Raw genomic sequence first — 22,972 nt, forward strand, 5'->3', positions numbered from 1 at the left:
CAGCATCGCCTGCACCCTCATCTGCTACCGCAGACTCACCAAATGAGATGACCTCTTAGGAACCCTCGCTGCCGCCCCCACCTGCTGGAAGAGCCTTGCTCACATCATCATGAGGGACACGGTCCCGCTGACTCATCGCGGTCACGAGGGTGGAGGAGACGTGGGCCAGAGCGGGGTCGGCAGCGATGAAGAACGTTTCGACTCCGGCCAGCTCGTGGTTCATGCGGGCCATCGGCATTTCGTAGTCCAGGTCGCGAACGCCGCGGACCCCGCGAATGACGACGTCGATCCCGACTCGGCGGCAGTAGTCGACCAGCAGGCCGCCGGTGTGGGAGTCGACGGTGACGTTGCTCAGGCCAGTTGCCGCCGCGCGGAGCCGCTCCAGCCGTTCCGTGACGGGAAAGCGGCCGGCCTTGTTCGGATTGAACATCACGCACACGACGACCTCGTCGAACAGGAGGGCAGCGCGCCGGAGTACGTCCTGGTGCCCTTGGGTGACCGGGTCGAAGGATCCTGGGAAAAGGGCTCGCATGATCGGAGAGAGTAACAAGCAGCCGCCCCCGGCCGTGAAGTGCCAGGGCAGCCAAACAGGGGGGAACTGCGGGCGGCCCCGGCGCATGGTGCCTGGCGTTATGCCGATCAGCGGAGCACATCTGGCGGAGCCGCCCGGCCGTCGTCGAGGTCGCGGCCTGTGACGACCGGACGGCATTCTCGGTCCAGGAGCTACACGCCGGGCGGTGGGCGACCGCGACCGCGACCGCGGACACCATGCCCCGGGTTCCCGGGGAGGCCGGTGTACGACTGCTACCCGGACGTGCGCCAGGAGCTGGACCCGTGGCTACGCCGGGGCGTCTGGTACACCGCCAGGCACGGCCAGCAGTGGTTGGTGCCGCGGTCTTCTTGCCGCGGCGACCGCTGCGGGCGAGTGCGCCGATGAGCTCCACCCGGCTCATCCTCGACCGGCCGGGCACGATCTGTTCGATCGCCCGCTGGAACAGCTCCGCCGCTGACCGCCCGGTGATGGTGTTCTCCCGCTCTTTGAGCCCTCACAGGCGGGCGGGTGGTCTTCTCCCTGGGGCCATCCGCATAAGGGCTACCGGGTCATCCCATCGAGCACACGAAGACGGATGCGCTGCTGCCGGGCATGGCCGAGCGCTACGACGTGCTGATCACCGCCAAGGGCGGGGGTCCCTCTGGTCACGCCGGCCGAGGGCCATGCGGGACGGGCTTCGGCCGTGCTGCGCACCGGTCGTCGCGGGGCACGCCGGCGGGTCCGGCGTTCGCCGAGAGGCGTCCGCCACGGCCTGGAGGACGCAGCCCGCATGGACCGATGTGCAGTGGTTCGGCTACCGCCGTGCCTCCATCGACTTCGTGGAGACCGGCTCCTCGCACATGGTCATGCTCTCTCGCCCCGACGACGTCGTGGGCATCATCCTCCAAGCGGCCGAAGCAACCAAGTGAAACCGAGCGCGGCCCGGGTGGCATGACGGCCAGAAGCGGTCCGATCCGAGAAGATGCTCGCGCGTGGGCAGGGGTCGGCCGCCGTACCGCGTTCACCCGGGCGCAGCTCGACTCACACAACGCACAACTGAACATCCGACACAGCAGGGGAATGAGTGATGAGTACAGTCACCACGCCGGACGGCACCGTCATCTTCTACAAGGACTGGGGCCCGCGGGACGCCCAGCCGATCGTCTTCCACCACGGTTGGCCGCTCAGCTCCGACGACTGGGATGCCCAGTTGCTGTTCTTCCTCTCCAAGGGGTACCGGGTCATCGCTCACGACCGCCGTGGCCACGGGCGATCCAGCCAGCCCTCGACCGGCCACGAGATGGACACCTACGTCGCCGACGTCAACGTACTGACCGACGCCCTGGACCTTCAGGGGGCAGTGCACATCGGGCACTCCACCGGCGGCGGCGAGGTCACGCGCTATGTGGCACAGGCCAAGCCCGGCCGTGTCTCCAAGGCGGTACTCGTCGCGGCCGTCCCCCCGGTCATGGTGAAGAAGGACAGCAACCCCGAGGGCACCCCGATCGAGGTCTTCGACGGATTCCGTGCGGCCCTCGCCGCCAACCGGGCCCAGTTCTTCATCGATGTCCCCGCCGGGCCCTTCTACGGCTTCAACCGGCCGGGGGCCCAGGTGTCCCAGGGACTGATCGACCGGTGGTGGTGGCAGGGCATGATGGGCGCGGCGAACGCGCACTACGAGTGCATCAAGGCCTTCTCGGAAACCGACTTCACCGAGGACCTCAAGAAGATCGACGTCCCCGTCCTCGTGATGCACGGGACGGACGACCAGGTCGTACCGTACGCTGACTCGGGCCCGAAGTCCGCCGAACTGCTCAGGAACGGCACGCTCAAGAGCTACGAGGGCTACCCCCACGGGATGCTGTCGACGCACCCCGAGGTCCTCAACGCCGACATCCTCGCCTTCGTGGAGAGCTGAGACCGGACGGTCCCTCGCCACGCCAGCCGCATCCTCGCAGCGGCGCCCCAGCACGTGCCTGAAGGACGGGCTCGTCCCCTCGGTGATCACCGAGGCGGTACCGGACCGTACCGGCCCTCGGCGAACCCTGGAGACCACTTCCGTCGGCTGACGACGCACACCGCGCGGCCGCGCATGCGCGGCCGCGCACTTCCTCGCCCTCCCCTGCTGAAGTCACAGTTCCGACCGAGGCCACGGCCGCAAGCGGCCCGCCTGAAGCAGCGTCCTGCACTGTCCTGGCAGCCCGCATGCCGGTCGCGGACCGGTCGGGGACGACCCAGGTGCACCATGCTGCCGGGGCAGGGCCCCTCCTCCGCCCGCACCGACACGTCGCCGCCGGCTTCGAGCGGGGCGCGCCTCAGAGTGGGGCCGCCGCTCCAAGGTGATCGAAATCGGCGCGTTCGACTACGACAGTTCCAGTCGGCTGACGAGGGCCCCGAGGGTCGGCAGACGACCGCCTCCACCCCGTCCCTTCCTCCTCCTTGGCAAGTCAGCGTGTTGAAGGAGTCGTCAGTGAGAACAGTCGACGTACTTCGACGACTTGAGGCCTCTGAGGGGAACAACCTGGCCACCCGCACAGCACCCTCGATCCCCTGTTCGTCGTGCGTTCTGCCGCACCTGTCATGGGAGATCCCTCCAGTCGGCGTTCTCGGTCGGCGGAGCGCAGCCGGACGTGGGGCAATCGGCCGCCCGGACCGTTTGCGGTGCGGCGAGGTCCGGGCGTGTCAGGTCGTCAGGGAGGCCGGGCTGGTCAGGCGTTGTCCGGCCATGTCAGGCGTCGAGCGTAGTGGGCCCATACAGCGATGACCGCGAGGGCGGCTGTCATGCCGCCCAGGGTCATGACCGTCGAGGGTGAGCCGGCGTCGACGACGACTCCACCGGTCAGAGCGCCGAGGGAGATCGTGGCCTGGAAGGACGCGGTGAACATGACGGAAGCTGCTTCGGGGGTGTCGGGGCTCGCCTTGGTGAACCATGTCTGTGAGCAGACAGGGACCGCCCCGTATGCCATGCCCCAGACGATGAGGAGGGCGATCGCTCCGACTTTCCAGTGGCCCAGAACGGGCAGGAGCGAAGTGGCGCCGGCAATCATGCCGGCGGCGGTGCCGAAGGTGGCACGAGGGTGGCGTGCGACCAGGGACCCGCCCAGGAAGTTGCCGAGGACACCCGCTGCTCCGTAGGTGAGCAGGAAGACGGTGATGAGCCCGGAGCTGACGTCGGTGACCTGCTCAAGAAACGAGGTGACGTAGGTGTACGTGCCGAAGTGCGCCAGCACGACCAGAACGGTCAGGGCCCATGCGAATCGGGTGGCGACGCTGTTGAACATGTCACGGAGGACACCCAGGCGGGTGGTCTGGTGAGGTGGCAGTGGCGGCGTGACGAGCACCAGCATGGCCAGTACGCCGACGGTGAGGCCGCCCATGGCGATGAACGCGGTACGCCATCCGGCCAGGTCGCCAATGAATGTGCCGGCCGGCACGCCGAGTACGGAACCCAAGGGTACTGCGGAGAAGATCACCGCTGTGGCTCGGCCGACGGATTCGGCGGGTACCAGGCGTTCGGCCAGTGAGGCGCCGATGGACCAGAAACCGCCGATGACGATGCCGACGATGATGCGGGAGACCAGGACCAGCCAGTAGTCGGGGGCTGCTGCTGCCAGGAAGTTCGCTGCGGCGAGCAGGACCATGAAGGCGCACAGCATCAGGCGGCGGTCGACCCGCCCGGTCGCGACGGTGACGACGGGGGCGGCAATCGCGGCGAGGAAACCGGGCATGGTCATCATCAGTCCGGCCATGCCGTCGGAGATGGTGAAGCTGGCACCGACCTTGGTCAGAAGTCCGATAGGGAGGATTTCTGTGGTGACGATGGAGAAGATGCCCAGCATCACCGCCACGACGGCCAGCCATCCGATCACCGGGGCGCGGTGCGATGAATCGGTTCCGTCAGGATCGCGCGCGGTGGTGGTGGGTGCAGCCATGAAATCCGTCCTGTGATGTGCGTGCTGTTGCCTGATCAGTTCAGCAGGTGGAGCGGGGCAAGAGCTGGCAGGTTTGCGACGTCAGCGCTGTCTGAAGGGTGTCGTCGCAAATCTGCTGATGGGCGTCCCTACTGTCGTTGCACATCGTGGGTTTGAAGAGGGGGTTGTTTGTCGAAGGTGTGAGGCCGCGCAGTTCATGCGTACTCCATGCGGATATGGCTTTCGGCGTCGACCGGTCCTGTGTGGTCGGCCCGGGGTACGAATTCGCCTGCTGGGCCCCGAGGGACGCTCAGGGCCGCGATGCCTGCCGTGTGAAGCGGCGGTGGAGCATGGAGCAGTTGCCCGGCGCACACCATCGCGGTACCGGCCTGGCCGAACGTGCGTCAGGAGTCGCCGGTTGCTGCTGCTGTCCAGGCGCTGCCTACAGCACATGACGCAGTATCCCGTGTCGTCGCCGCGTCGCCGGGGGTGTTCGTGCTCGCGGCGGCCGTGCTACGGGATGGCCGACGGGCGAGTGCGCGCTGGGCGCGCGCTGCCGTTTTGACCATCCTGGCCGCCCTGACCGCCCGATACCCGCATGTGAAGCCTGACCCGGCTGCCCGACAGGCCGGCAGCGTGCCGAGTGCCTGACAGGGCTGCTGGCGATCGTCAACGGTGCGGTCACCCAGGGGCTCACGGCCGCAACGCGGAGCCCCACTGCGGCCATGGTGGATGCGTAGAGCGTCAGATGCGAGGCGGTCGAGTGTCTGCCGGTGTGGGGGCTCACTTCACCTTGACCGCCACGGTGGGCGAGTAGACCTTCTCGGACCCGCTCACGCCCGCGATCCGCAGATGCTCGGCACCCTTGGTGTTGAGCTTGGCGCTCAAGGCGTACGAGCTGCCCTTCTTGACCTTGGCCGTCGACCTGAGCGGGATCCACTTGCCGGACTTCTCGTGCTGGAGCACGTGCGGGGAACCGACCTTCAGACCCTTGGTACGGCCGGTGAACGTCACCTTGCCCCCGGCCTTCACCTCGGTCTTGTCGGCCTTCACGGTGATCGAGGCCATGCTGCCGGGGGACGGGCTCGCGGCCAGGGCCCCGCTCGTCCCACCGGAGAGCAGCGCCACGGAGAGAGCACCGGCACCGAACGTACGAAGGCAGTGGTGACGCAGTACGGAGGTCATGTCTGTCTCCCGCCCTGTCGCTCAACGGACCCTCCCAGGCCGGCGCCGAGACGCCACGCTCGCCACTCCAGAGCCGCACTGGCCACAGCGGCCACCCCCGTCACACCAGCCACATGACCTGGCCTTCCACCAGGCCGGCCCCGCCCCGAAACCCGACGGCCGGCAACACCGGTCACGCGGTGGCTCTCTCCAACTGCTGCGCGACGTCGCCACCGCCCACCGTGCTACCGACCAAGCGGCTCTGTGATGGCATCCGCCGGTCGAGGACCGTAGTCGCTCACAGCCGGGTGGCCAGCCAGAGGGTCACGGCCGCGGTAACGGTGAGTCCGGCGTTGAGTGTGATCCGGCGGTCTTCGCCCATCAAGTGGACGGTGATCGCGCCGGTCTGTAGGAGTATGAAGCCGATGGCCGCGGCCGGCGCGAGCAAGGGAGCGATGCCGGTCAGCGGCGGCAGGATCAAGCCGGCCGCGCCGAGTACTTCGACCGCCCCCAGCGCCCTGACGGCAGGCAAGGGTATGCGGTCGACCCAGGCCATCATCGGCCGGAGTTGATCGCGGCTGCGGATCACCTTCAGCGTGCCTGCGTAGACGTAGAAGATGGCGAGCAGTCCCGCGACGGTCCAATAGGAGATGTTCATGGTTCCCGTTCATGGGCCACCGGTTCACGGGGACCCGTCGAGTGCGTCAATCACCAGAAGAGCCCTGGTCAAGGCCCGGTCCGTTTTGGAGGGACCCGGAGGCCGAAGAGGCGGCAGTGCCACCGCCCTGCCGGGCGAAAGGAGAGTGGCCGGGCCGGGCGTGCCGTCGGCTTCAGGCGAGGTCGGTGGCGGGCTCGGTCGCGTAGCGGCTCATCGCGTCGATGTTGGCCTGTGGTGTCAGCGGCCGGCCGTCGGCGAGCACTTCCTGGAGGTCCCGGAAGTACTGCACGTACAGGTCGGGGGTGAACGTGCTGAGCATGCGGGCGGGTTGGTCGGTCAGGTTGGCGAAGGTGTGTGGGGTACCGGGCGGAACCATCACGAGCGTGCCCGTGGTGGCGTCGTAGTCCTCGTCCCCGACGGTGAACCGCACGGTGCCGGACAGGATGTAGAAGCCCTCGTCGTGTCGGGCGTGGCGGTGCTGCGGCGGTCCCTGGGTGTGCGGGGCGAGGACGGACTCGGCGATCGCGAGGCGGTGCCCGGTGTGGCTGCCGTCCTCCAGAATCCGCATGCGCGTGGTACCCAGACCGATCGTCTCACCATCGTCGGGACCCACCACCGATACAGCGGGGTGGGTCTGCGGCTCGCTGGTCGTCGCTTCTTCGGTCATGCTCACGAGTTCACCGCCGGGGACCCGCCCGTGTCCAAGACCTGTCCCGCGGCGCCGATACCTCGTGGGTATCGTTGCAGCGTGGAGCTACGGACCTTGCGCTACTTCGTGGCGGTCGCCGAGGAACTCCACTTCGGCCGGGCCGCCACCCGTCTGCACATGAGCCAGCCGCCACTGAGCCGGGCGATCAGGCAGTTGGAGGCCGATGTCGGGGCCCTGCTCCTCGCCCGCTCGCCTGCCGGCGTCACACTCACTGCGGCGGGCACGGTGCTGCTCGACGAGGCGCGGGCCCTGCTCGACCATGCCGACCGCGTCCGGGTACGCGTGAGCGCGGCGGCCGGCGCCGCGACCATCACCATCGGCATCCTGGGCGACGGCACCGACCCGGGAGTGGCCAGGCTGGCCGCCGCCTATCGCCGACACCACCCCGCGATCGACATCCGCGTCCGCGACACCGATCTGACCGATCCCACCTGCGGGCTGCGCGCCGGACTGGTCGACGTCGCCCTCACCCGGGCGCCGTTCGACGAGACCGCCCTGACGGTGCGTGCACTGCGGACCGATCCGGTCGGCGTGGTCCTGCGCGCCGACGATCCGCTGGCCCGCCGAGACGGGCTGCGACTGGCGGAACTGAGCGACCGCCGCTGGTTCCAGTTCCCGCCGGGCACCGACCCCATCTGGCAGTCGTACTGGAACGGGGGCGGACCGCGCGAGGGCCCAGAGGTGCGCGCCGTCCAGGAATGCCTGCACGCCGTGCTGTGGAACGGCACGGTCGGCCTGGCCCCGCTCGGACACGACCTGCCCACGGAGCTGACCGTGGTGCCGCTGATCGACATGCCGCCGAGCCGAGTGGTGGCGGTGTGGAACGAGGGTGACACCAACCCGTTGATCCGGTCCTTCATCGAGATCGCGACCAGCGCGTACCGTCACTGACCACCGGCAACCGGTGCTGCCGCAACTCGTGAACGATTCGAACGCCACGGCCCCGGGGGCTGCCTCCCAAATGGTGAACATCCGCTGTTCTTGTCGCATACGGAGCCAAGTCGGCGAGCCCGGCGACCGTTGGTGGCCCTCGGGAGTACCGGCATCGGGGGTAGTGGTCGGGCTTTCGGTTTGCTGACCGCGGGCGGGGCATCGCTTGGTACGTCCGCGGATGGCGAGGACTCCCAGGGCGAGGAGCGCGGGTTCGAGGAGGCGGGAGGCCATCTCGATGTAGGTGTCGGCGGTGGTCAGGTTCTGTCCGCTGGAGCGGAAGACGACCGAGTTGATCGCGACGCGGGTCGCTTTCGCCACGCGGGCCCAGGTCATGCGCTTGGGCCAACCGCCGTGCGGTGGGGTCCGGTGTGCTGGTTTTCAGACTGATCCTGCTGCCGTTCAGGGTTCCGGCGGGGTCGGGGTCGTCGGTGGGCAGGCCGACGCCCATGAGGAGCAGCACGGTCAAGGTCATGGCGGCGAGCAGCCAGGCGAAGGCACGGGAGGCGCGCAAGCCGTAGCCGGACAGCGGCCAGCACCCCCACAGCAGGCGGCGTTCACCCTTCGTGGTGCCGGCCGTGTCGTGGCGGCGCACCTCGCATTCCTCGTAGTAGAAGTCGGCGACGCCCGGTTCGTTCCTGCCGTCCTCGAACGCTTTGCGCAGGTGTCGGTACAGCGCGGCGACGTCTTCCGGACCGGGGGTGCGGGCCGGGTCAGGGTGGTGCGGGCCGGGGCTTCGGGCAAGGGCGCTGCGTGCGGGGCGGGTGTCGGAGGCTGTGTAGGAGAACGGAGCGATGCCGAGCGGGTCGCGCGGGGCCGAGTAGTCGAGCAGGGGCCTGGTAGGTGGTGGGGTGTCGAGGTGGTGCAGGCCGCGGCGATCACGGTCGAGGCGAGGGCGCCCGGTGGCGGGAGCTGTACGGGGCGGCGTCCGGTCAGGGCGCGGATGCGGCGTCCAGGTCGTCCCAGGCCACTGCGGGCGGCGTCGGGGTCGGTGGGGCGGGAGCCCAGTCCGAGGGTGGTGGTGATGGCGTGGCGGGTGCGCGAATGATCGAAGCCGCTGTCTCGACCACCGCTGCTGTGTAGGTCCGCACAGGCGGGGTCCTCGGCGAAACATGCCTGGAACTCCACCTTCCAGTACTGAGGCTGCCAGTACGCCTGCTGCCGATCGCTGATTTCGTTGACCGCGAGCAGCCGTCCAAGAGACAGCGCGGGCCGGTTCGGTCCATTCCCAGACGTCCCACTCAACGATGAAGCCGCCCCGTCGTCCTCAGGACCCTCGATCCCCTCGACTGGTACCTGCACGCATTCTTGAAAGGCATCCCATGCCGCCTCCATGGTGCAAGCACCAGCGGCGGCGCCGTGCCGGCCCAGTATTTCCTCGAACGCTGCGGCGCTGGACCGCCAGGAAATGGACATGCCGCCAGACTTGAAGACAGGCCCGCTACAGGGTCTTACGAGCCGCGAATAGTCCCGGGTGAGCAGTACATCGCTTGGTGCCGGGCCAGCACACAGGACATCCTCACTATCCGTGACGATACATTCGCGTGGTTCGTAACCGGCCATGCCTGGAACTCTTGTCAGAAGCAGACGAACCCAACACAAAGGACGAGTTTGTATGACGATGCAGCGCGATAGCCCCGGTGAGAGCCGCGGCCCGGAGATCAACCCGGTGCCCAGCCGTGAGCCTGTACGAGTGCCCGGGTACGAGCTGCCGCACGGGGAAGGGGAACCGGGCACCGCCTGTCAGGTCGTGTACGACGGGCCGACCCTCGATGGCACCGCCCGGCAGAACCTGGTGGCGTTCGCCGGACCCGAGGCCAGGCGGCTGATGGCCGAGTACACCGAAAAGAACATGCGAGTACACCGAGAAGAACATGAACGACAAGGACTCAGGATCCGAGCCGCGGACCGCGGAACTCGACTACCGGTGCGTGCACATCCCTCACCGGGATGACGAGGCCGGTGGCTTCGTCCACGGCGCGCGTCCCAGCCGCCACTGACGACAGAGCATGAACCGCCGGCCCGGCACGAGCCAGGAAGGGCCGGCCGACCCCTCTGGAGGAATGCCGTGTGCCGTCTCTTCGGTCTCAGCAGCGCCCCACGCCGTACCCTCGCCACCTTCTGGCTCCTGGACGCCCCCGACAGCCTCAGTCGGCAGAGCCACCGCGACCCCGACGGCACCGGTCTCGGCCACTTCACCGCCGACGGCACCCCGCGCATCGACAAGGCCCCCATCGCCGCCTACCGCGACCGCGCCTTCGCCGAGGAGGCCCGCGAGGTTGAGTCGGCAACCTTCATCGCCCACGTGCGCTTCGCCTCCACCGGAAGCCTGGACGTCCGCAACACCCATCCTTTCGAGCAGTACGGGCGGCTCTTCGCCCACAACGGAGTCATCGAGGGCCTGGACAAGCTCGACGACCACCTGAGCGAGGACCGGTCACTCGTGAAAGGCGACACCGACTCCGAGCGGTTCTTCGCCCTGATCACCCGGGAGACCCGGCGGCACGGCGGTGACGTCACCGAGGGCATCCGGCACGCCGCCCACTGGATCGCCGGCAACCTGCCCGTCTACGCCATCAACCTGATCCTCATCACCCCCGAGGAACTGTGGGCCCTGCGCTACCCGAACACCCACGACCTCTACGTCCTCGAACGCCGGGCGGGCGGCCAGCATGGCAGCCGGCATCTCGACCACAGCGGCACCCACGGTCGCATGCGCATCCACTCATCACACCTTGCCGAGCACCCCGCCGTCGTCGTCGCCAGCGAGCGTATGGACGACAACCCGCACTGGCGCGAGATGGAGCCCGGCGAGCTGCTCCATGTCGGCCCCGATCTCCGCCTCACCCGCCAGGTCGTCCTTCCCGATCCTCCGGCGCACCTGCTCACCCTCGACGACCTGCACCCCGACGCCGCCGCCTCCCAGAAGGCTGCCTGAAGGTGCCCCCTCCCCGACCAGGTGGATCTTCAGGTCAGACCGCCCCGGGAGCGGCCCAGACCCTTAAGGCGCGGCAACGCGCCGGGCAGGCGACACCGTCGTACCGTACGCGGCCGACGTCGCCATCGAATCGCCGGTGCGCCCGGTCATGCGCCAGGCGATCATGCGCAGCGCGGTGGACGGGGCGGAAGGGCAGGCTCGATGTGCCGTGCTGTTTTGAGGCGCGTTCCGGCGTGGTCCGGGCGGGTGGGAACGTGCGGCTGGATGGGGCCCGTTAGGCTTGGGCGTGTCGGCGGGTCGCCGCCCGCTGCCTGGCGAGGGTACGGCGCTTGAGCGGCTGCCCGGGATCACCACATCGAAGGACGGCAACCGAGTGTCTTTCTTCACCATCGGCCACCGCGGTGTCATGGCCGCCGAGCCGGAGAACACCTTGCGCTCTTTCCTGCGGGCTGAACGGGAGGGGCTGGACGGCATCGAGCTGGACTTGCATCTGAGCAGGGACGGCGAGTTGGTCGTCATGCACGATGAGACCCTGGACCGTACGACGGACGGCTCCGGTCCGATCGCCGAGCAGGAGTTGGGGAAGCTCAAGGAGCTTGATGCCGGCCTCGGCGAGCGGATCCCCACGTTCGGGGAGGTGCTGGACGCCGTCGGGCCGACGTTGCCGATCCAGGCGGAGATCAAGGACGTGGCCGCTGCCCGGTCGCTGGCCAAAGTGCTCGCCGACCGCGACCTGCTGGACCGGGTCTCCGTGCTGTCGTTCCACGACGCGGCGCTGAGCGAGGTCCGCAGCCTGCTGCCGCAGGCCCGTACCGTGCTGGTGGCAGGGGCCAGTGCCCACCGTGACACCTTCGTCGGGCGCGCCCAGCAGGTTGGTTCCACTCTGGTCAGTGTGGAGTTGCGTCAGCTGAACCGGGCCATCGTCGACAGGTGCGGCGCCGCCGGTATCGATGTGATGGCCTGGACCGTCAACGACGAGCGCGACTTGGCGCTGGCCCGGGCTCTGGGTCTGGTGGGGTGCGTGACCGACCAGCCTGGCATGAAGCGGTTGGTCGAGGCCACGGCCTGACCTCTGGGGGTGTTGGACCGTCAAGTGGCGGGTCGGGCGGGGACGCGGCGGGATCGCTTCCGTGGCGGGACACGGGGCAGGCGATCTGTCGAGTCGGGCGCCGCCTGCTGCGTGCGTGGGCCCGCCCCTGGCCATGAGACCGCGGCCGGTTCGACCCGGGGGATGTCCTCGCCTGGTGGTGGCCGCGTGCCTGTCGGCCCTCGTGTGGGTGGCTTTGATTCGCTTCCTTGGGTCGCGTGACGCTGCCCGTCCTTGTTCATGGCTGCCCGTGGCCTGCGCGCGGCGCGGGGAGCGGTGAGGGTTTTGCGGCGTGTGCGGTGAAGCACCGTGAACGGTCAGTCGGCGGGTGGGTTCAGCGGCGCCGGTCGTAGACGAGGGCCAGCGTGCCGTGCTCGCCGGCAGCCTGGCTGACGAGCCTCCACTGCCCTGCGGGCAGGCCGTCCCGGAAGAGGCGCGGGCCGTCGCCGAGGACGACGGGGAAGACCGTGAGGGCCAGCCTGTCGACCTTGTCGGCCGCCAGCAGGGCCTGGATGACGCTTGCGCTGGACAGCACCAGGATGTCACCGCCGTCGGTCGCCTTGAGGTCCGCGACCGCCTGGGCGGTCGGCTTGTCGACGATCGTCGTGCGCTCCCACGACGCTTGGCGAAGGGTCGAGGAGAGCACCACCTTGTCGGTCTCGACGAGCCACTTCGCGAAGCCCTCGTCCCGGGGGTCGGCGCCTTGTGTGCCGATGACGGTGGGCCAGAAGCCGAGGAAACCTTCCGCGTTGACCCGTCCGAGCAGGGCCGTCGTCGCCGGCTGCCAGAGGCTGGTCAGGTGGTCGCGGGCGACGTCGGTGACGGCGTACGGCATGACCCAGCTCATGTCCTGGGGGTCGGAGCCGGCGTAACGGCCGTCGAGGGAGAGGGCCATGTTGGTGACGACTCGGCGGCCGGTGGTCTGCTCGGTCATGTCATGCTCCCGGTGTCGGGGGTGTGCGGTCGGTAGCGACGGTGTCGTGCGAGCTCGCGGCGAGGAGCGTTGTGAGCTTGTCCAGGCTCTGGCCGTAGCCGATCTCGATGCCTGCGATGAAGTCGGCGGAGTCGACGGTGCTGTCGGTGAGCCGCCAGTGAACGTCGAGGTCCGTGCCGGTTTGCGTCGCCCTCAGGTGGAGGTCGACGTGGGCGGTGAAGGCATGGCCGCCGTCGGGAAGCAGCGGGGAAAGCCGGTAGGCGAGGCGTTCCTGGGGGTGCACGTCGTCGACAACTCCCTCTGCCCGTCCGACGACCGCGTCGGTGTCCTCGGCATCGCGGTACTCCTGCACGATCCGTCCGCCCGGCCACGCCTCGAAGACGAGGTCGAAGACCTGGAGGTCCTCAGGAGCCCACCATCGGGCGAGCAGCGCCGTGTCGGTCAGGTGGCGCCAGACCAGTTCGGGATCCGCTGCCAGGGACCGCAGGAACGTCAACGAGCGGCCGTCGGCCCAACCCGGCTGCTGCGCGGCGAGCCGTTCTGCGTCACGGCTGAGCTCATAGCGGTCATAAGCGGCTCCCGGGCCACCGGCCTGATCCGCGGTGTCTGCGAGCCGGTCGAGCGTGGCCGCCAGCTTGCGCAGTGCAGTGGGTCGCAGGGCGTAGATACGGCGCTGACCGGTGCGCCGGGAGATGACGACGCCGGCGCGCTCCAGCGTCTGTAGGTGCTTGGTCGTCTGCGGCTGGCGTGCCCCGGCGAGCTGGGCCAGAACACCGACCGAGCGGGGCCGCTCAGCCAGCAGGCCCACGAGCCGCCAGCGGGCCGGGTCGGCCAGCGCGGTGAGGAGTACGTCCACAGCCCAGAGTATTCTCGACGAAGAATATTCGTGTCAAGGAATATATCGCCGTCCGCAGGAATCCGTCCGACGGCCGACCGCGCGGGATCGAAGACATCAGCCATGTCGGCCAGGAAGCGGAACCGGCCCCCGTGCGCCAGGGAATCAGCTCGCCCGTCCGGATGATCAGCGCTAGCCTGCGCGGGTGATGACGGCCGACGACGTACTGTCCGTCCTCGCTGTGCTGCGGAACGTTGACCTCGACGTCTGGATCTGCGGTGGCTGGGGCATCGACGCCCTGGTCGGTCAGCAGACTCGTCACCACCGTGACCTGGACCTGATGCATCGCAAGAGCCAGGAACCGGCTATCGTGGCGGTTCTCGCGGATGCTGGATTCGTCGAGACCCTCGACTGGCGCCCCGTGCGGTTCGTCGTCACCGACCCTCAGCGTCGAGAGATCGATCTGCACCCCCTGATCTTTTCCGCGGACGGATCCGCGGTGCAGGCATCACCCGACCCTGAACACCCGTTCGTCTACCCGGCCTCGTGTTTCGTCACCGGCACGATTCTGGGATCCACCGTCCCGTGCCTGTCGCCCGAGCAGCAGGTCTACTTCCACCAGGGCTACGAACCGGCTGATCACGACCGTCACGACATGGCTCAACTCCGGCAGACATTCGGGATCGCCACCCACTTCTGACCAGTTCTCCCAAGGCAGCCCTCCCCATCGCGGGCGTGCCGATTCAGATACCTGCATCGCGTCGAACGCGCATCACTTCGGCAGCACCCTGCACGAGTGGCTGGAACGGGTGTGTTTGGAGAGCGATTCGTCGGAGGCGATGGCGACGCTGTTCGTGCGGCGGATCGGGGCAACCACCGGGTCGTCCGCGCATCGGTCCCCGCAACCCCCGCCTCTCCCTGCCGGCCCCGGAGCCAGGCCACACACCGGTCCTCGCGCCGCAGCGGTCAGCAGGTCTCGCGTGACCACGAGCGCGACTGATCGTCCTGGCCCTGCTGATCAGCAGGGCCACCTCCCTCTGGCCGCGGCCCGACGACATCCCCCTCCCGCAGTGGGTCCTCAGGAGTCGTTCCTCCGCATCGCTGCGATCTGGCTGAACCGCTACGCGGGGGGACCTTCCGTGGCCGGGGACGGAACCGCTTCCGGTGTGGGTGCTGGAACGTTCCCGGTGGGGATGCGTGCCTTTCGCCAGGGCAGGAGCAGCGTGCTCGCCACGCACAGCAGGCCGGCGACGAGCAGGGCGCCTCGTGCCCCGGCTGCGGCGGCGACGAGGCCACCGGTGATCATGAAGGCGGCCTGGCATGTCTTCGAGCCGACGGACCAGGAGGTGGCGACGCGGGACATGAACGTGTCCGGTGTGGCCGCCATGCGGTACGTGGTGAACGACGGGTTGAAGACCCCGGCGGAGAAGAGCAGGCCGAAGTCGGCGGCCACGATGACGAACACGCCGAGGGCACCGGAGGGCGTCAGCGGCAGCAGGATCGTCCAGAGCGTGCGCGCAACACCGGACAGCAGCAGAACGCGACGCTGTCCGAATCGCCGGGTGAGCAGCGGGGTCAGGCGTGAGCCCAGCACTCCGCCCAGGCAGGGCAGTCCCAGGGCGAGTCCGTACTGCCACGGTGCCAGGCCGAGGTCGTCCAGCATGAGGACGGCCATCAGCGGTGATGCCATCATGACGGAGCCGCCGAAGAGCAGCGCGTTGAAGAACAGCGGGCGCAGTCCTGGGTGGCGTAGGAGGTACTGCCAGCCGGCGGTGATGTCGCGGCCCAGGTGGGAGGTGGCGGCGCGTTGCGGTGGCGCGGGTTCAGGCTGCCGGATGCGACGGATACCCAGGGCCGATCCGAGGAAGGACAGTGCGTCGACCGCCGTGGTGGCGGGCGCGCCCAGTGCCCCGATCAGGAGCCCGCCGACGGGTGGGCCGGCGCTGACGCTGGTCCAATTGGTCGTCTCGAACAGGCTGTTGGCACGAAGGCGGTACTCGGGCGGGACAAGTGCCTTGAGGTGTGCGCCGCTCGCCGCGTCGAACGCGACGGATGCCGCCGTCTGGAGAACGCCGACGACACAGAGCTGGGTGAAGGTGAGCCTGTCGAAAGCCATGGCGACCGGAACGCTCGTCAGTACCACGCAGCGGGCCAGATCGGCGGTGATCATGACCGGCCGCTTGTACTGGTGCTCGATACGCACTCCGAGCGGCAGGGCGATCACCCCACTGGCCACCGCGGAGAACGCAGCGAGCAGAGAGACCTGGAGCGCCGAGGAATCCAGCACCAGGAGGGCAATCAGCGGCAACGCCCCCATGCCGACGGCACTGCCGGCTGCGCTGACCGCGTAGGCGCCCCACAACCGCCGGAAGTCCTCCCCGAGCGTGTTCCGCCGTACCAAGCCAGCCTCCCGAGGTGTGAAGGCGCTCAGCGTAGTGACTCCGACCGCCCACGGCCCCGTGATGAGGCCATCACCGGATTCACCTCAGAGCTGGGATCAGTAACCGACACGTACCTTGTGGTTTGACGACCGGCGTCGAACGCGGATCGGACTTGATCCGCGCGGGGCGACGCCTTGTTCGAGTTGTGCGACGCGCCGCTGTGTACGGACGGGCCGGTCCGCGCGCTGGAGGATCTCGCGCTCGCGCCCGGACACCGCCGTGGGCACGGGCTCTGTACGGCGGGCTCGACCAAGGCCGGATCGACGTCGCACGGCTGCGCCGGGCCCTCGCCGGGGTGCCGTTGCCGCGGGCGGCGAACGGTCGGCTGGCGTTGGCGGTGGATGTCTCGCCGTGGCCGCGTCCGGACGCCAACACGTGTGCTGACCGGGCCTTCTGTCACACCTTCGGGCGGGGTGAGGGCAAGCATCAGAGGGTGCCCGGCCGGCCGTACTCGGTGGTGGCCGCGCTGGAGCGTGGCCGTACGTCCTGGACAGCGGTGCTGGACGTGGTCCGCCTGGAGCCCGGCGCCGACGCCGCCGCGGTGACCACCGTGCAGATACGTGAGGTCGTCGAGCGGCTGGTCGCGCCGGCCATGGGAAGCCGGGTGACCCGGACGTCCTGGTGATGTTGGGCGCCGGATACGACACCCCGCGCATCGCCTGCACGCTGGACGGGCCGCCCGTCGAGATCCTCGGTCGGCTCCGCTCCGATCGCGTGAAGCGGCGTCCGACGCCCTCCCGCGAAGAGTTCCACCTGGCCGACCCCAAGGGCGGCAGGCCGCCCGAGCATGGCGGCGACTTCGTCTTCGGCGACCCCGCAACCTGGGGCACAGAGCAGGCCGTGACGGTCACGGACACCCGGCTCCACGGGAAGGCGACCGCACAGGCGTGGGGCTGGCTGCACCCGCGGCTGACCCGCCGGGCGGCCTGGCACGGCCGCGGTGGGGTGCTCCCCATCATCGAGGGCACCGTCGTCCGGTTGGTCGTGGAGAAGCCGCCCAGCGGCGGGGTCAACAAGCCGGCCTGGCTGTGGTGGCCTCGTACTGACGCCACCACGGCAGATGTGGACCGCTGCTTGCAGTCCTTCCTTCGCCGCTTCGACATCGAGCACACCTTCCGCCTGTTCAAGCAGACCGTGGGCTGGACCAAGCCTGGCTTCGCAGCTCGGAAGCGGCCGACCGGTGGACCTGGCTCGTGATCGCTGCCGCCCATGCCCAGCTCCGGCTCGCCCGACCGCTGGCCACCGACCTCCGCAGGCCCTGGGAGAAGCCGACCGAGCCGAACGAACCGACACCCGCCCGCGTCCGAAAAGGGTTCAGGAACCCCACCCTCCATAGCGTCGGCAGGGTCCTCGCCATCGGCGAGGCATACAGCCGCCCGACCCACCACAGAGGTGGAACGAAGCCCCGCCGCATTGCGTGAACCCGCAGTCCAGAGCACCCACGACAACCACGCGGACCGCGCATGGAGCAAGATAAGCGGCATGGTCAATGACGGGAGCACGGGCTTCACGCTGCCGCGGGGTGCGACAGGCTTCTTCGTGCCGGAGGACGGTCCGCTTCCGGAAACTGACGTGCGAGCGTTTCGGACCGCGCTGCACGCCGCCGCCCGCATCGCCGGAGGCAAGGTGGGCGAGCTGGAGGAGAAGGCGTACCCCCGGAGCTTCCACGTCGCCTCGATCATCGATCACACAGGCGAGAGCGTCATCCTGTGTCACGCCCACCACCCCTGGATCGCCTTCGCTCAAGAACGCCGAGATTGGTACCGGGAGGAGTTCCGCTCCGCTCCCCCATGGGCCCATGCCTTCGCGGAAACAGGCTTCGTGGTTCTGAGCGGCGAGCAGCTCGCCACGCCTCTCTCCGACGTGGACACTTCGGTTCTCACCCAGGGCGAGTGGCGTCAGGTTCGCTTCTACGACATCACCACGTTGGGCGGAGTGCTCTTCAACGCATGGGATTGATGATCACGTGAGGGACATGCCCGGCAGGCGCCCTGCGTGGCGACGCCGCCGGAGGATCCGTCAAAGTGCCTTTGATCAGGCGATGTTGATCCGCAAGGATGGTGAGCCGGCGGCGCGGCAGGCGCGTCTACGTATGGAGACGGAGGGGGCAGCAGTGATAAGGACTCGTGGCACTGTTTCTGTCTTGACCGTGGGCATCGCGTTTCTGGCGTCGGCGTGCAGCGGTGGTGGTGACGGCACCAAGACGGATCCGTCCCCGTCCGCCGTGACCACCCCGGCCTCCGCCACCCTCACAGCCGCGGCGCACCCCACCGCTACGGACGCCTCCGACCTGGCGGCGTACTGCTACAAGGGCGGCCCCACCACGCTGTTGACGGCCCAGCCGGCGTACCGGGGCAAGGGGCCGCACCCCGTGCTGCTCGCCACCACGAGCCCGACTCCCTTGCGGGCCACCGAGGCCCCGCTGCCGTCACCGGGCGAGACGGCGACCGCCGCGCCCCATGACACGTATCATCCGGACCCCGCGAAGGCACAGCTCGTTGCCTGCGTCGTCAACAAGGGCAAGGGCAAGCTGGTGGAGACCTGCCGCTATTCCGGCGACTACGTGCGCTACTTCCGGCAGGGCCAGTACGAGGTCACGTTGTACGAGGCGAAGACGGGCCGCAAGGTCGGCACCACGACGGTGCCGGGGGACGACCATTACACGTGCCTCGCCCAGGTGTCCTTCGTCGCCGGAGAGCCGCAATCGAAGACGGAGTGGCTGTCCGCGGACCTCCCGGCGTTCCGCGGGGCCCTGGCCCCGTGGGTGAACGCGGTGAAGCCGTAGGCGCGCGTCAACCGGCGACAGGGACCCATCAGCTGCCCTTCGTTCGAGGCACCGAGCGTATTTTCCGCCACTTGATCAGCGGGCGCCTTCACAGGACCCACCCGGGCGTCCCTCCTCCACCTCTGTCCGCTGGGGTGTGTGGCCGCCCGTCCGTAGGGCGCGGTTTCTGATCACGCGGAAGGGGAGAGCTGTTCGCGTACCCATTCGGGATCGGGGTTGGTGTGTGGCCGGCCCGCCACGACGACGGTCGGCACGGTCTCGTTGCCGTCGTTGGCTGCCCTCACCACTGCGGCTCCTGCCGGGTCACGCCAGATGTCGACCCAATGCAAGCGGCGGGCGCTGCGGCCCAGCCGGACGCGCAGTCTTATGCAGTACTTGCAGCCCGGGCGCCAGAAGACGACTGGCCGGCCGTCGACCGCGCTGCGCTGTTGTGCCTCCCGCGCACCGATCGACCTCGGGAAGATCAGGGGCGAGTTCACGCCGGCGAATGCCAGGAACGCCAGCAGGAGTGCTGCGGCTGTGCCGGGGTTCCCCTTGAAGATCTGCCCAGTCGCGAGGGCTGAGCCGCTGAGCAGAAGCAGTACCGGCAGAATCCATGCGCGCATCATGGTGGTGCAGGCTATCGGTGAGTCGGACTGTCAGCCGTGGATGCCAGAATCGGCGGCATGACGCTGTGCGACTACTTCTCCGCCGATGACGACGAAGCCGCCGTCGCGGTCCTCCGGACTCCGGGAGGGCCGGGGCAGGCGGAACTCGACGTGGTCTTCCTCAAGAACATCGATCCGGTCGTCACGATCGCCCAGCTCGAAGCCGTCATGACCGGCTGCACCCATGAGGAGGCCGGCGAACGCCCGCGGTCCGGACAACTGCTGTCAGAGCCGGGAGACGGCCCGCCGTTCGTGGTCAGCCTGTCGGACACCCTGGTCGATGCCCTCGCCACGGCGACGCGGGACGACCTCGCCGGCTTCGCCGAGCCGTGGTCGATGACCGATGAACTCCGGCAGACGGGGGTCGGCGCCGAGGCCACCACCGCTGTTCTGGAGCACCTGGCCGGACTGGCTCGGCGCGCTCGGGCTTCCGACCAGTGACTGTACTGCTGGTGGGCCCTGTGACCCACCGGCGTCCGGTGTCCTTGTCCTTGTTCGGCGGTCCGCGCCACCGGCGGGTGCGGTAGGGCTCTCCGGTGAGGGTAAGGCCCTCGGTGTCGTCTACCAGGCGGTCGATCGCCGCGGTCCGCGACCGAGTCGTCCCCGTCAGGGCCCGGTCCGTGCCGCCAATCGCGCGGTCACCTCGCGTGCTTCCGCCGCCCGGCCCTGGTCCCGGTACAGGCCCAGCGCCGTCGCCCAGGCCTGACGTGCCGCGTCGTGGTCTCCCGCATCGGCGTGCATGTCCCCGAGGGAGGCCCACGTGTCGGCCTCGCGATTGGCGTTGCCGATGGCCCGGAAGTGGGTGAGAGCCTGTTGGTACGCGTCCAGGGCACGACTCGTCCGGCCGGTGCGCCGCGCGATGTACGCCAGCGTGTCCCATGTCGCGGCCTGCCCCTCGCCGTCCTCGTGGACCTGGAGCAACGGCAGCGCCTGGAGGCAGTGTGCCTCGCCGCTCGCGTACCGGCCGAGCCGGGCCAACGCCCAGCCGGTGCCGTTCAGGATGTTGGACTCGCCCACCTGATCCCCGAGTGCGCGGTATCCCTCCAGCGCCTGCGCGAAGTGCGGAAGGGCGCGCTCGTAGGCGTTGATGCGGACGTGGACCTCGGCGAGCGAGTGGTGCGTGCGGGTGAGGCCCGCGGTGCCGCCGTCGGCACGGAACCGCTCCAGAGCCTCGTCGAGGTGGGGCAGGGCTTCGTCGTAGCGCCCCGCCTGTGCCAGGGCGACGCCGAGCCGCTGACGGGTGTGAGCCGTCAGAGACGGATCGTCCAGGCCGGTGGCCGCGTCCAGGGCCGTGTACCAGGCCCGGATGCTTTCCTCGAACAGCCCGCGGCGCCAGCGGAATGTGTGCAGCGCCCAGGTCAGGCGGCACAACTCCAGTCTCGTGCCCCGCTGTTCGGTGACGGCGATGACCTCCTGGAGGCAGGCGTACTCGGCGTCGAACCAGGCCAGCGCGGCCTGCGCGTCACCGAAGGCCAGGGGGGCGGGCCCCGGATCGTCGAGTGAGGGTGGGTCCTGTGCGGTGCGGTGCGGCTCCAGGACTCGGTGCGCGGCTTGGGCCGTGCACACGTAGAAACCGACGAGACGGCGCGTGTGCCGGTCGCGTTGCGTGGCGGTCAGGCCGGTCGCCTGCTCCTCGGCGTACAGCCGGATCAGGTCGTGCGTCTGGTAGCGGCCCGGCCGGTGTTGACGGACCAGGCAGGCTTCTTCCAGGACGCGCATGGTGCGCAGGGTTCGCGTCGGGTCACGTTCGATGAAGTGGGCCAGCGCGGCCAGGGACACGTCCTGGTGCGGCAGGAGCCCCAACAGCCCGAACACGCGGGCCGGTTCCGCGTCCAGCGCGGCGTGCGAGGCGGCGAACAGGACGCGGAGGCTGACGGAGACGTCACCGGTGTCCAGTACGTCGAGGCGGGCGCTCGGATCGCGCAGGTCCTGGGCGAGCTGGTCGAGGGAGGCACCCGGTAGACCGTCCGCGTGCGCGGCCGCGATGTCGAGGGCCAGCGGCAGCCCGGCGCACCAGCGGACGATGTCGCGCAGGGCCGGCTCGGAAGCGACGCGGTCTTCTCCCACCCGGCTGGCCAGGAGCCGCGACGATTCGGCGGCCGACAGTACGCCGAGGCCGACGATGTCCGCGCCGGCCCGCACCTTGAGGCTGCTCAGCCGGTTCCTGCTGGTCACGAGCGTCCTGCAACCAGGTGTTCCCGGCAGAAGCGGCACGACCTGTGCGCTGTCGCGAGCGTTGTCGAGGACGACCAGCATCTTTCGCCGGGCCATCAGCGTGCGATAGAGCGCCGCGCGGCCCTCCGTGTCGGCGGGCAGTTCGCTCTCGGCCGCCCCGAGAGCCATCAGGAACAGGTGCAGGACGTCACCGGGGTCGGTGGGGCGGACACTGGGGCTGAAGCCGTTCAGCTGGGCGTAGAGCTGACCGTCGGGAAACTCGTCGGCGTGCTGGTGCGCCCAGCGCAGAGCGAGCCACGACTTGCCGACTCCGGCCATGCCCGCGATCACACGGACGTCCGGCGCCGTGTCGTCGGCGCGGCCTTCCCCTGCGTCGAGGAGCCGCAGTGCGTCGTCCCGGCCGACGAACCCCGAGGGGGACGCGGGGAGTTGGCGCGGTGTGCGGCGTTCGGGCACCTCGGCCGCAGGTGCGGCGAGGGCGTCGTCGAAGACGAGGATCCGCTGATGGAGCTCCCGCAACTGGGGACCGGGGTCGGTGCCCAGCCGCTCCACGAGCCGTTGCCGCAACTGCTCGTAGGCGGTGAGGGCGGCGGCGGGCTGCCCGGTCCGGTAGAGGGCCAGCATGTGCAGGTGGGCCACCTGTTCGTCGAGTGGCTGCTCGGCGGCGAGCGCGGCGAGGGGCTGGACGAGGTCGACGTGCCGACCTCGGTTCAGCAGAAGCTCGTAGTAGTCCAGCCGGGCCCGCTGGTGTTCCTCCGCCAGCGTGAGGCGGTACGCGTCGAGCCAGGGAGAGCGCAGCCCGGCCAACGGCTCGCCCTGCCACAGCGCCAACGCCCGGCCGTACGAGGCCTCGGCCTGCCGAGGGTCGTTCGCGCCCCGTGCCTGCTCGACCAAGGAGCGGAAACGGAACAGATCGACGGCCGAGTTGTCGGTCCGCAGCACATACCCCGCGGGCGTCCGCACGATGTCCCACCGCTCCGTGTCGCCTGGATCCGAGCGCAGGGCGCGCAGCCGCGACACGTAGCTGTAGAGCGAGGCCATCGCACGTGGCGGGACATCGTCCCCCCACACCCGTGTGAGGAGTGTCTGCGCGGACACGGGTCGGTTGACGTCGATGAGGAGCAGCGCCAGGACGCAGCGCTGGCGCGGTGATCCGGGGGCGACGTCGGCCCCGCCGGAGCGGATGGTCACATCGCCGAGAAGGGTGAATCCGATGCTCATGCCGG

Annotated in this window: 19 protein-coding genes and 1 pseudogene; 10 read left to right on the forward strand and 10 right to left on the reverse strand. The window is 69.3% G+C overall.

From position 1 onward, the window contains the following. Positions 1-55 precede the first annotated feature (55 nt). Positions 56-532, reverse strand: a complete 477-nt coding sequence (gene coaD / locus IE273_RS11310) for a pantetheine-phosphate adenylyltransferase (protein WP_189815018.1) — start codon at positions 530-532, stop codon at positions 56-58. Between the two features lie 119 nt (positions 533-651). Here coaD and IE273_RS45525 point away from each other — a divergent pair, with 119 nt between their 5' ends. Both IE273_RS45525 and IE273_RS11315 read left to right on the forward strand, forming a co-directional pair. After that, positions 652-1,461, forward strand: a complete 810-nt coding sequence (locus IE273_RS45525) for a DUF6207 family protein (protein WP_506005247.1) — start codon at positions 652-654, stop codon at positions 1,459-1,461. 158 nt (positions 1,462-1,619) lie between these two features. Next, positions 1,620-2,450 (forward strand): alpha/beta fold hydrolase, encoded by an 831-nt coding sequence (locus tag IE273_RS11315; RefSeq protein ID WP_189815019.1) that lies wholly within the window; start codon positions 1,620-1,622, stop codon positions 2,448-2,450. Positions 2,451-3,240: 790 nt separating this feature from the next. On the opposite strand, the gene IE273_RS11320 is transcribed toward IE273_RS11315, so the two are convergent. From IE273_RS11320 to IE273_RS11335, 4 genes are all read right to left on the reverse strand, one after another. Beyond that, positions 3,241-4,464, reverse strand: coding sequence for an MFS transporter (locus IE273_RS11320; RefSeq protein WP_189815020.1), 1,224 nt, complete (start codon positions 4,462-4,464; stop codon positions 3,241-3,243). 762 nt (positions 4,465-5,226) lie between these two features. Beyond that, positions 5,227-5,628 carry a hypothetical protein gene (locus tag IE273_RS11325; RefSeq protein WP_189815021.1) on the reverse strand — a complete coding sequence of 134 codons (402 nt, stop codon included), beginning with the start codon at positions 5,626-5,628 and terminating at the stop codon, positions 5,227-5,229. Positions 5,629-5,905: 277 nt separating this feature from the next. After that, the gene (locus IE273_RS11330) at positions 5,906-6,265 is read right to left on the reverse strand and encodes a DoxX family protein (RefSeq protein ID WP_189815022.1); all 360 of its coding nucleotides are present in this window, start codon (positions 6,263-6,265) and stop codon (positions 5,906-5,908) included. A gap of 172 nt (positions 6,266-6,437) precedes the next feature. Next, positions 6,438-6,932 carry a cupin domain-containing protein gene (locus IE273_RS11335; RefSeq protein ID WP_189815023.1) on the reverse strand — a complete coding sequence of 165 codons (495 nt, stop codon included), beginning with the start codon at positions 6,930-6,932 and terminating at the stop codon, positions 6,438-6,440. Between the two features lie 81 nt (positions 6,933-7,013). On the opposite strand from IE273_RS11335, the gene IE273_RS11340 reads away from it, so the two are divergent. The 3 genes from IE273_RS11340 to IE273_RS11350 all read left to right on the forward strand — a co-directional run bounded on the left by IE273_RS11340 (position 7,014) and on the right by IE273_RS11350 (position 11,911). After that, positions 7,014-7,865: a LysR family transcriptional regulator gene (locus IE273_RS11340; protein WP_229887157.1), complete on the forward strand. Its 852-nt coding sequence runs from the start codon at positions 7,014-7,016 to the stop codon at positions 7,863-7,865. A gap of 2,107 nt (positions 7,866-9,972) precedes the next feature. Then, positions 9,973-10,842 (forward strand): class II glutamine amidotransferase, encoded by an 870-nt coding sequence (locus IE273_RS11345; protein ID WP_189815024.1) that lies wholly within the window; start codon positions 9,973-9,975, stop codon positions 10,840-10,842. Between the two features lie 373 nt (positions 10,843-11,215). After that, positions 11,216-11,911, forward strand: coding sequence for a glycerophosphodiester phosphodiesterase (locus IE273_RS11350; RefSeq protein WP_189815319.1), 696 nt, complete (start codon positions 11,216-11,218; stop codon positions 11,909-11,911). Between the two features lie 352 nt (positions 11,912-12,263). On the opposite strand, the gene IE273_RS11355 is transcribed toward IE273_RS11350, so the two are convergent. Then, positions 12,264-12,863: a dihydrofolate reductase family protein gene (locus IE273_RS11355; protein WP_189815025.1), complete on the reverse strand. Its 600-nt coding sequence runs from the start codon at positions 12,861-12,863 to the stop codon at positions 12,264-12,266. 1 nt (position 12,864) lies between these two features. Further along, entirely contained in the window at positions 12,865-13,719 is an 855-nt protein-coding gene (locus IE273_RS11360; RefSeq protein ID WP_189815026.1) for a metalloregulator ArsR/SmtB family transcription factor, read from the reverse strand. Between the two features lie 187 nt (positions 13,720-13,906). Here IE273_RS11360 and IE273_RS11365 point away from each other — a divergent pair, with 187 nt between their 5' ends. Beyond that, positions 13,907-14,398 (forward strand): nucleotidyltransferase domain-containing protein, encoded by a 492-nt coding sequence (locus IE273_RS11365; RefSeq protein WP_189815320.1) that lies wholly within the window; start codon positions 13,907-13,909, stop codon positions 14,396-14,398. A gap of 420 nt (positions 14,399-14,818) precedes the next feature. Here IE273_RS11365 and IE273_RS11370 read toward each other — a convergent pair whose 3' ends face one another. Further along, the gene (locus tag IE273_RS11370; protein WP_189815027.1) at positions 14,819-16,099 is read right to left on the reverse strand and encodes an MFS transporter; all 1,281 of its coding nucleotides are present in this window, start codon (positions 16,097-16,099) and stop codon (positions 14,819-14,821) included. Positions 16,100-16,255: 156 nt separating this feature from the next. Between IE273_RS11370 and IE273_RS44940 the strand changes: the two are divergent. The 3 genes and pseudogenes from IE273_RS44940 to IE273_RS11385 form a co-directional block, all read left to right on the forward strand. Then, positions 16,256-17,560, forward strand: a pseudogene (locus IE273_RS44940) (NF041680 family putative transposase); the annotation flags it as partial. A 61-nt stretch (positions 17,561-17,621) separates the two neighbouring features. Further along, positions 17,622-18,098, forward strand: a complete 477-nt coding sequence (locus IE273_RS11380) for a hypothetical protein (protein WP_189815028.1) — start codon at positions 17,622-17,624, stop codon at positions 18,096-18,098. Positions 18,099-18,282: 184 nt separating this feature from the next. Then, positions 18,283-18,924: a hypothetical protein gene (locus tag IE273_RS11385; protein ID WP_189815029.1), complete on the forward strand. Its 642-nt coding sequence runs from the start codon at positions 18,283-18,285 to the stop codon at positions 18,922-18,924. A 170-nt stretch (positions 18,925-19,094) separates the two neighbouring features. Here the strand turns inward: IE273_RS11385 and IE273_RS11390 are convergent, their stop codons facing one another. Then, positions 19,095-19,532, reverse strand: coding sequence for a glutaredoxin domain-containing protein (locus tag IE273_RS11390; RefSeq protein ID WP_189815030.1), 438 nt, complete (start codon positions 19,530-19,532; stop codon positions 19,095-19,097). A gap of 57 nt (positions 19,533-19,589) precedes the next feature. Between IE273_RS11390 and IE273_RS11395 the strand changes: the two genes are divergently transcribed. Beyond that, a complete protein-coding gene (locus tag IE273_RS11395) occupies positions 19,590-20,012 on the forward strand; it encodes a hypothetical protein (protein ID WP_189815031.1) in 423 nt (140 codons plus the stop codon). Positions 20,013-20,177: 165 nt separating this feature from the next. Here IE273_RS11395 and IE273_RS11400 read toward each other — a convergent pair whose 3' ends face one another. Further along, positions 20,178-22,967, reverse strand: coding sequence for an AfsR/SARP family transcriptional regulator (locus tag IE273_RS11400; protein WP_189815032.1), 2,790 nt, complete (start codon positions 22,965-22,967; stop codon positions 20,178-20,180). Positions 22,968-22,972: the final 5 nt, after the last annotated feature.

The sequence above is a fragment of the Streptomyces olivaceoviridis genome, assembly GCF_014650115.1.
In the GTDB taxonomy this organism is placed as follows: Bacteria; Actinomycetota; Actinomycetes; order Streptomycetales; family Streptomycetaceae; genus Streptomyces; species Streptomyces olivaceoviridis.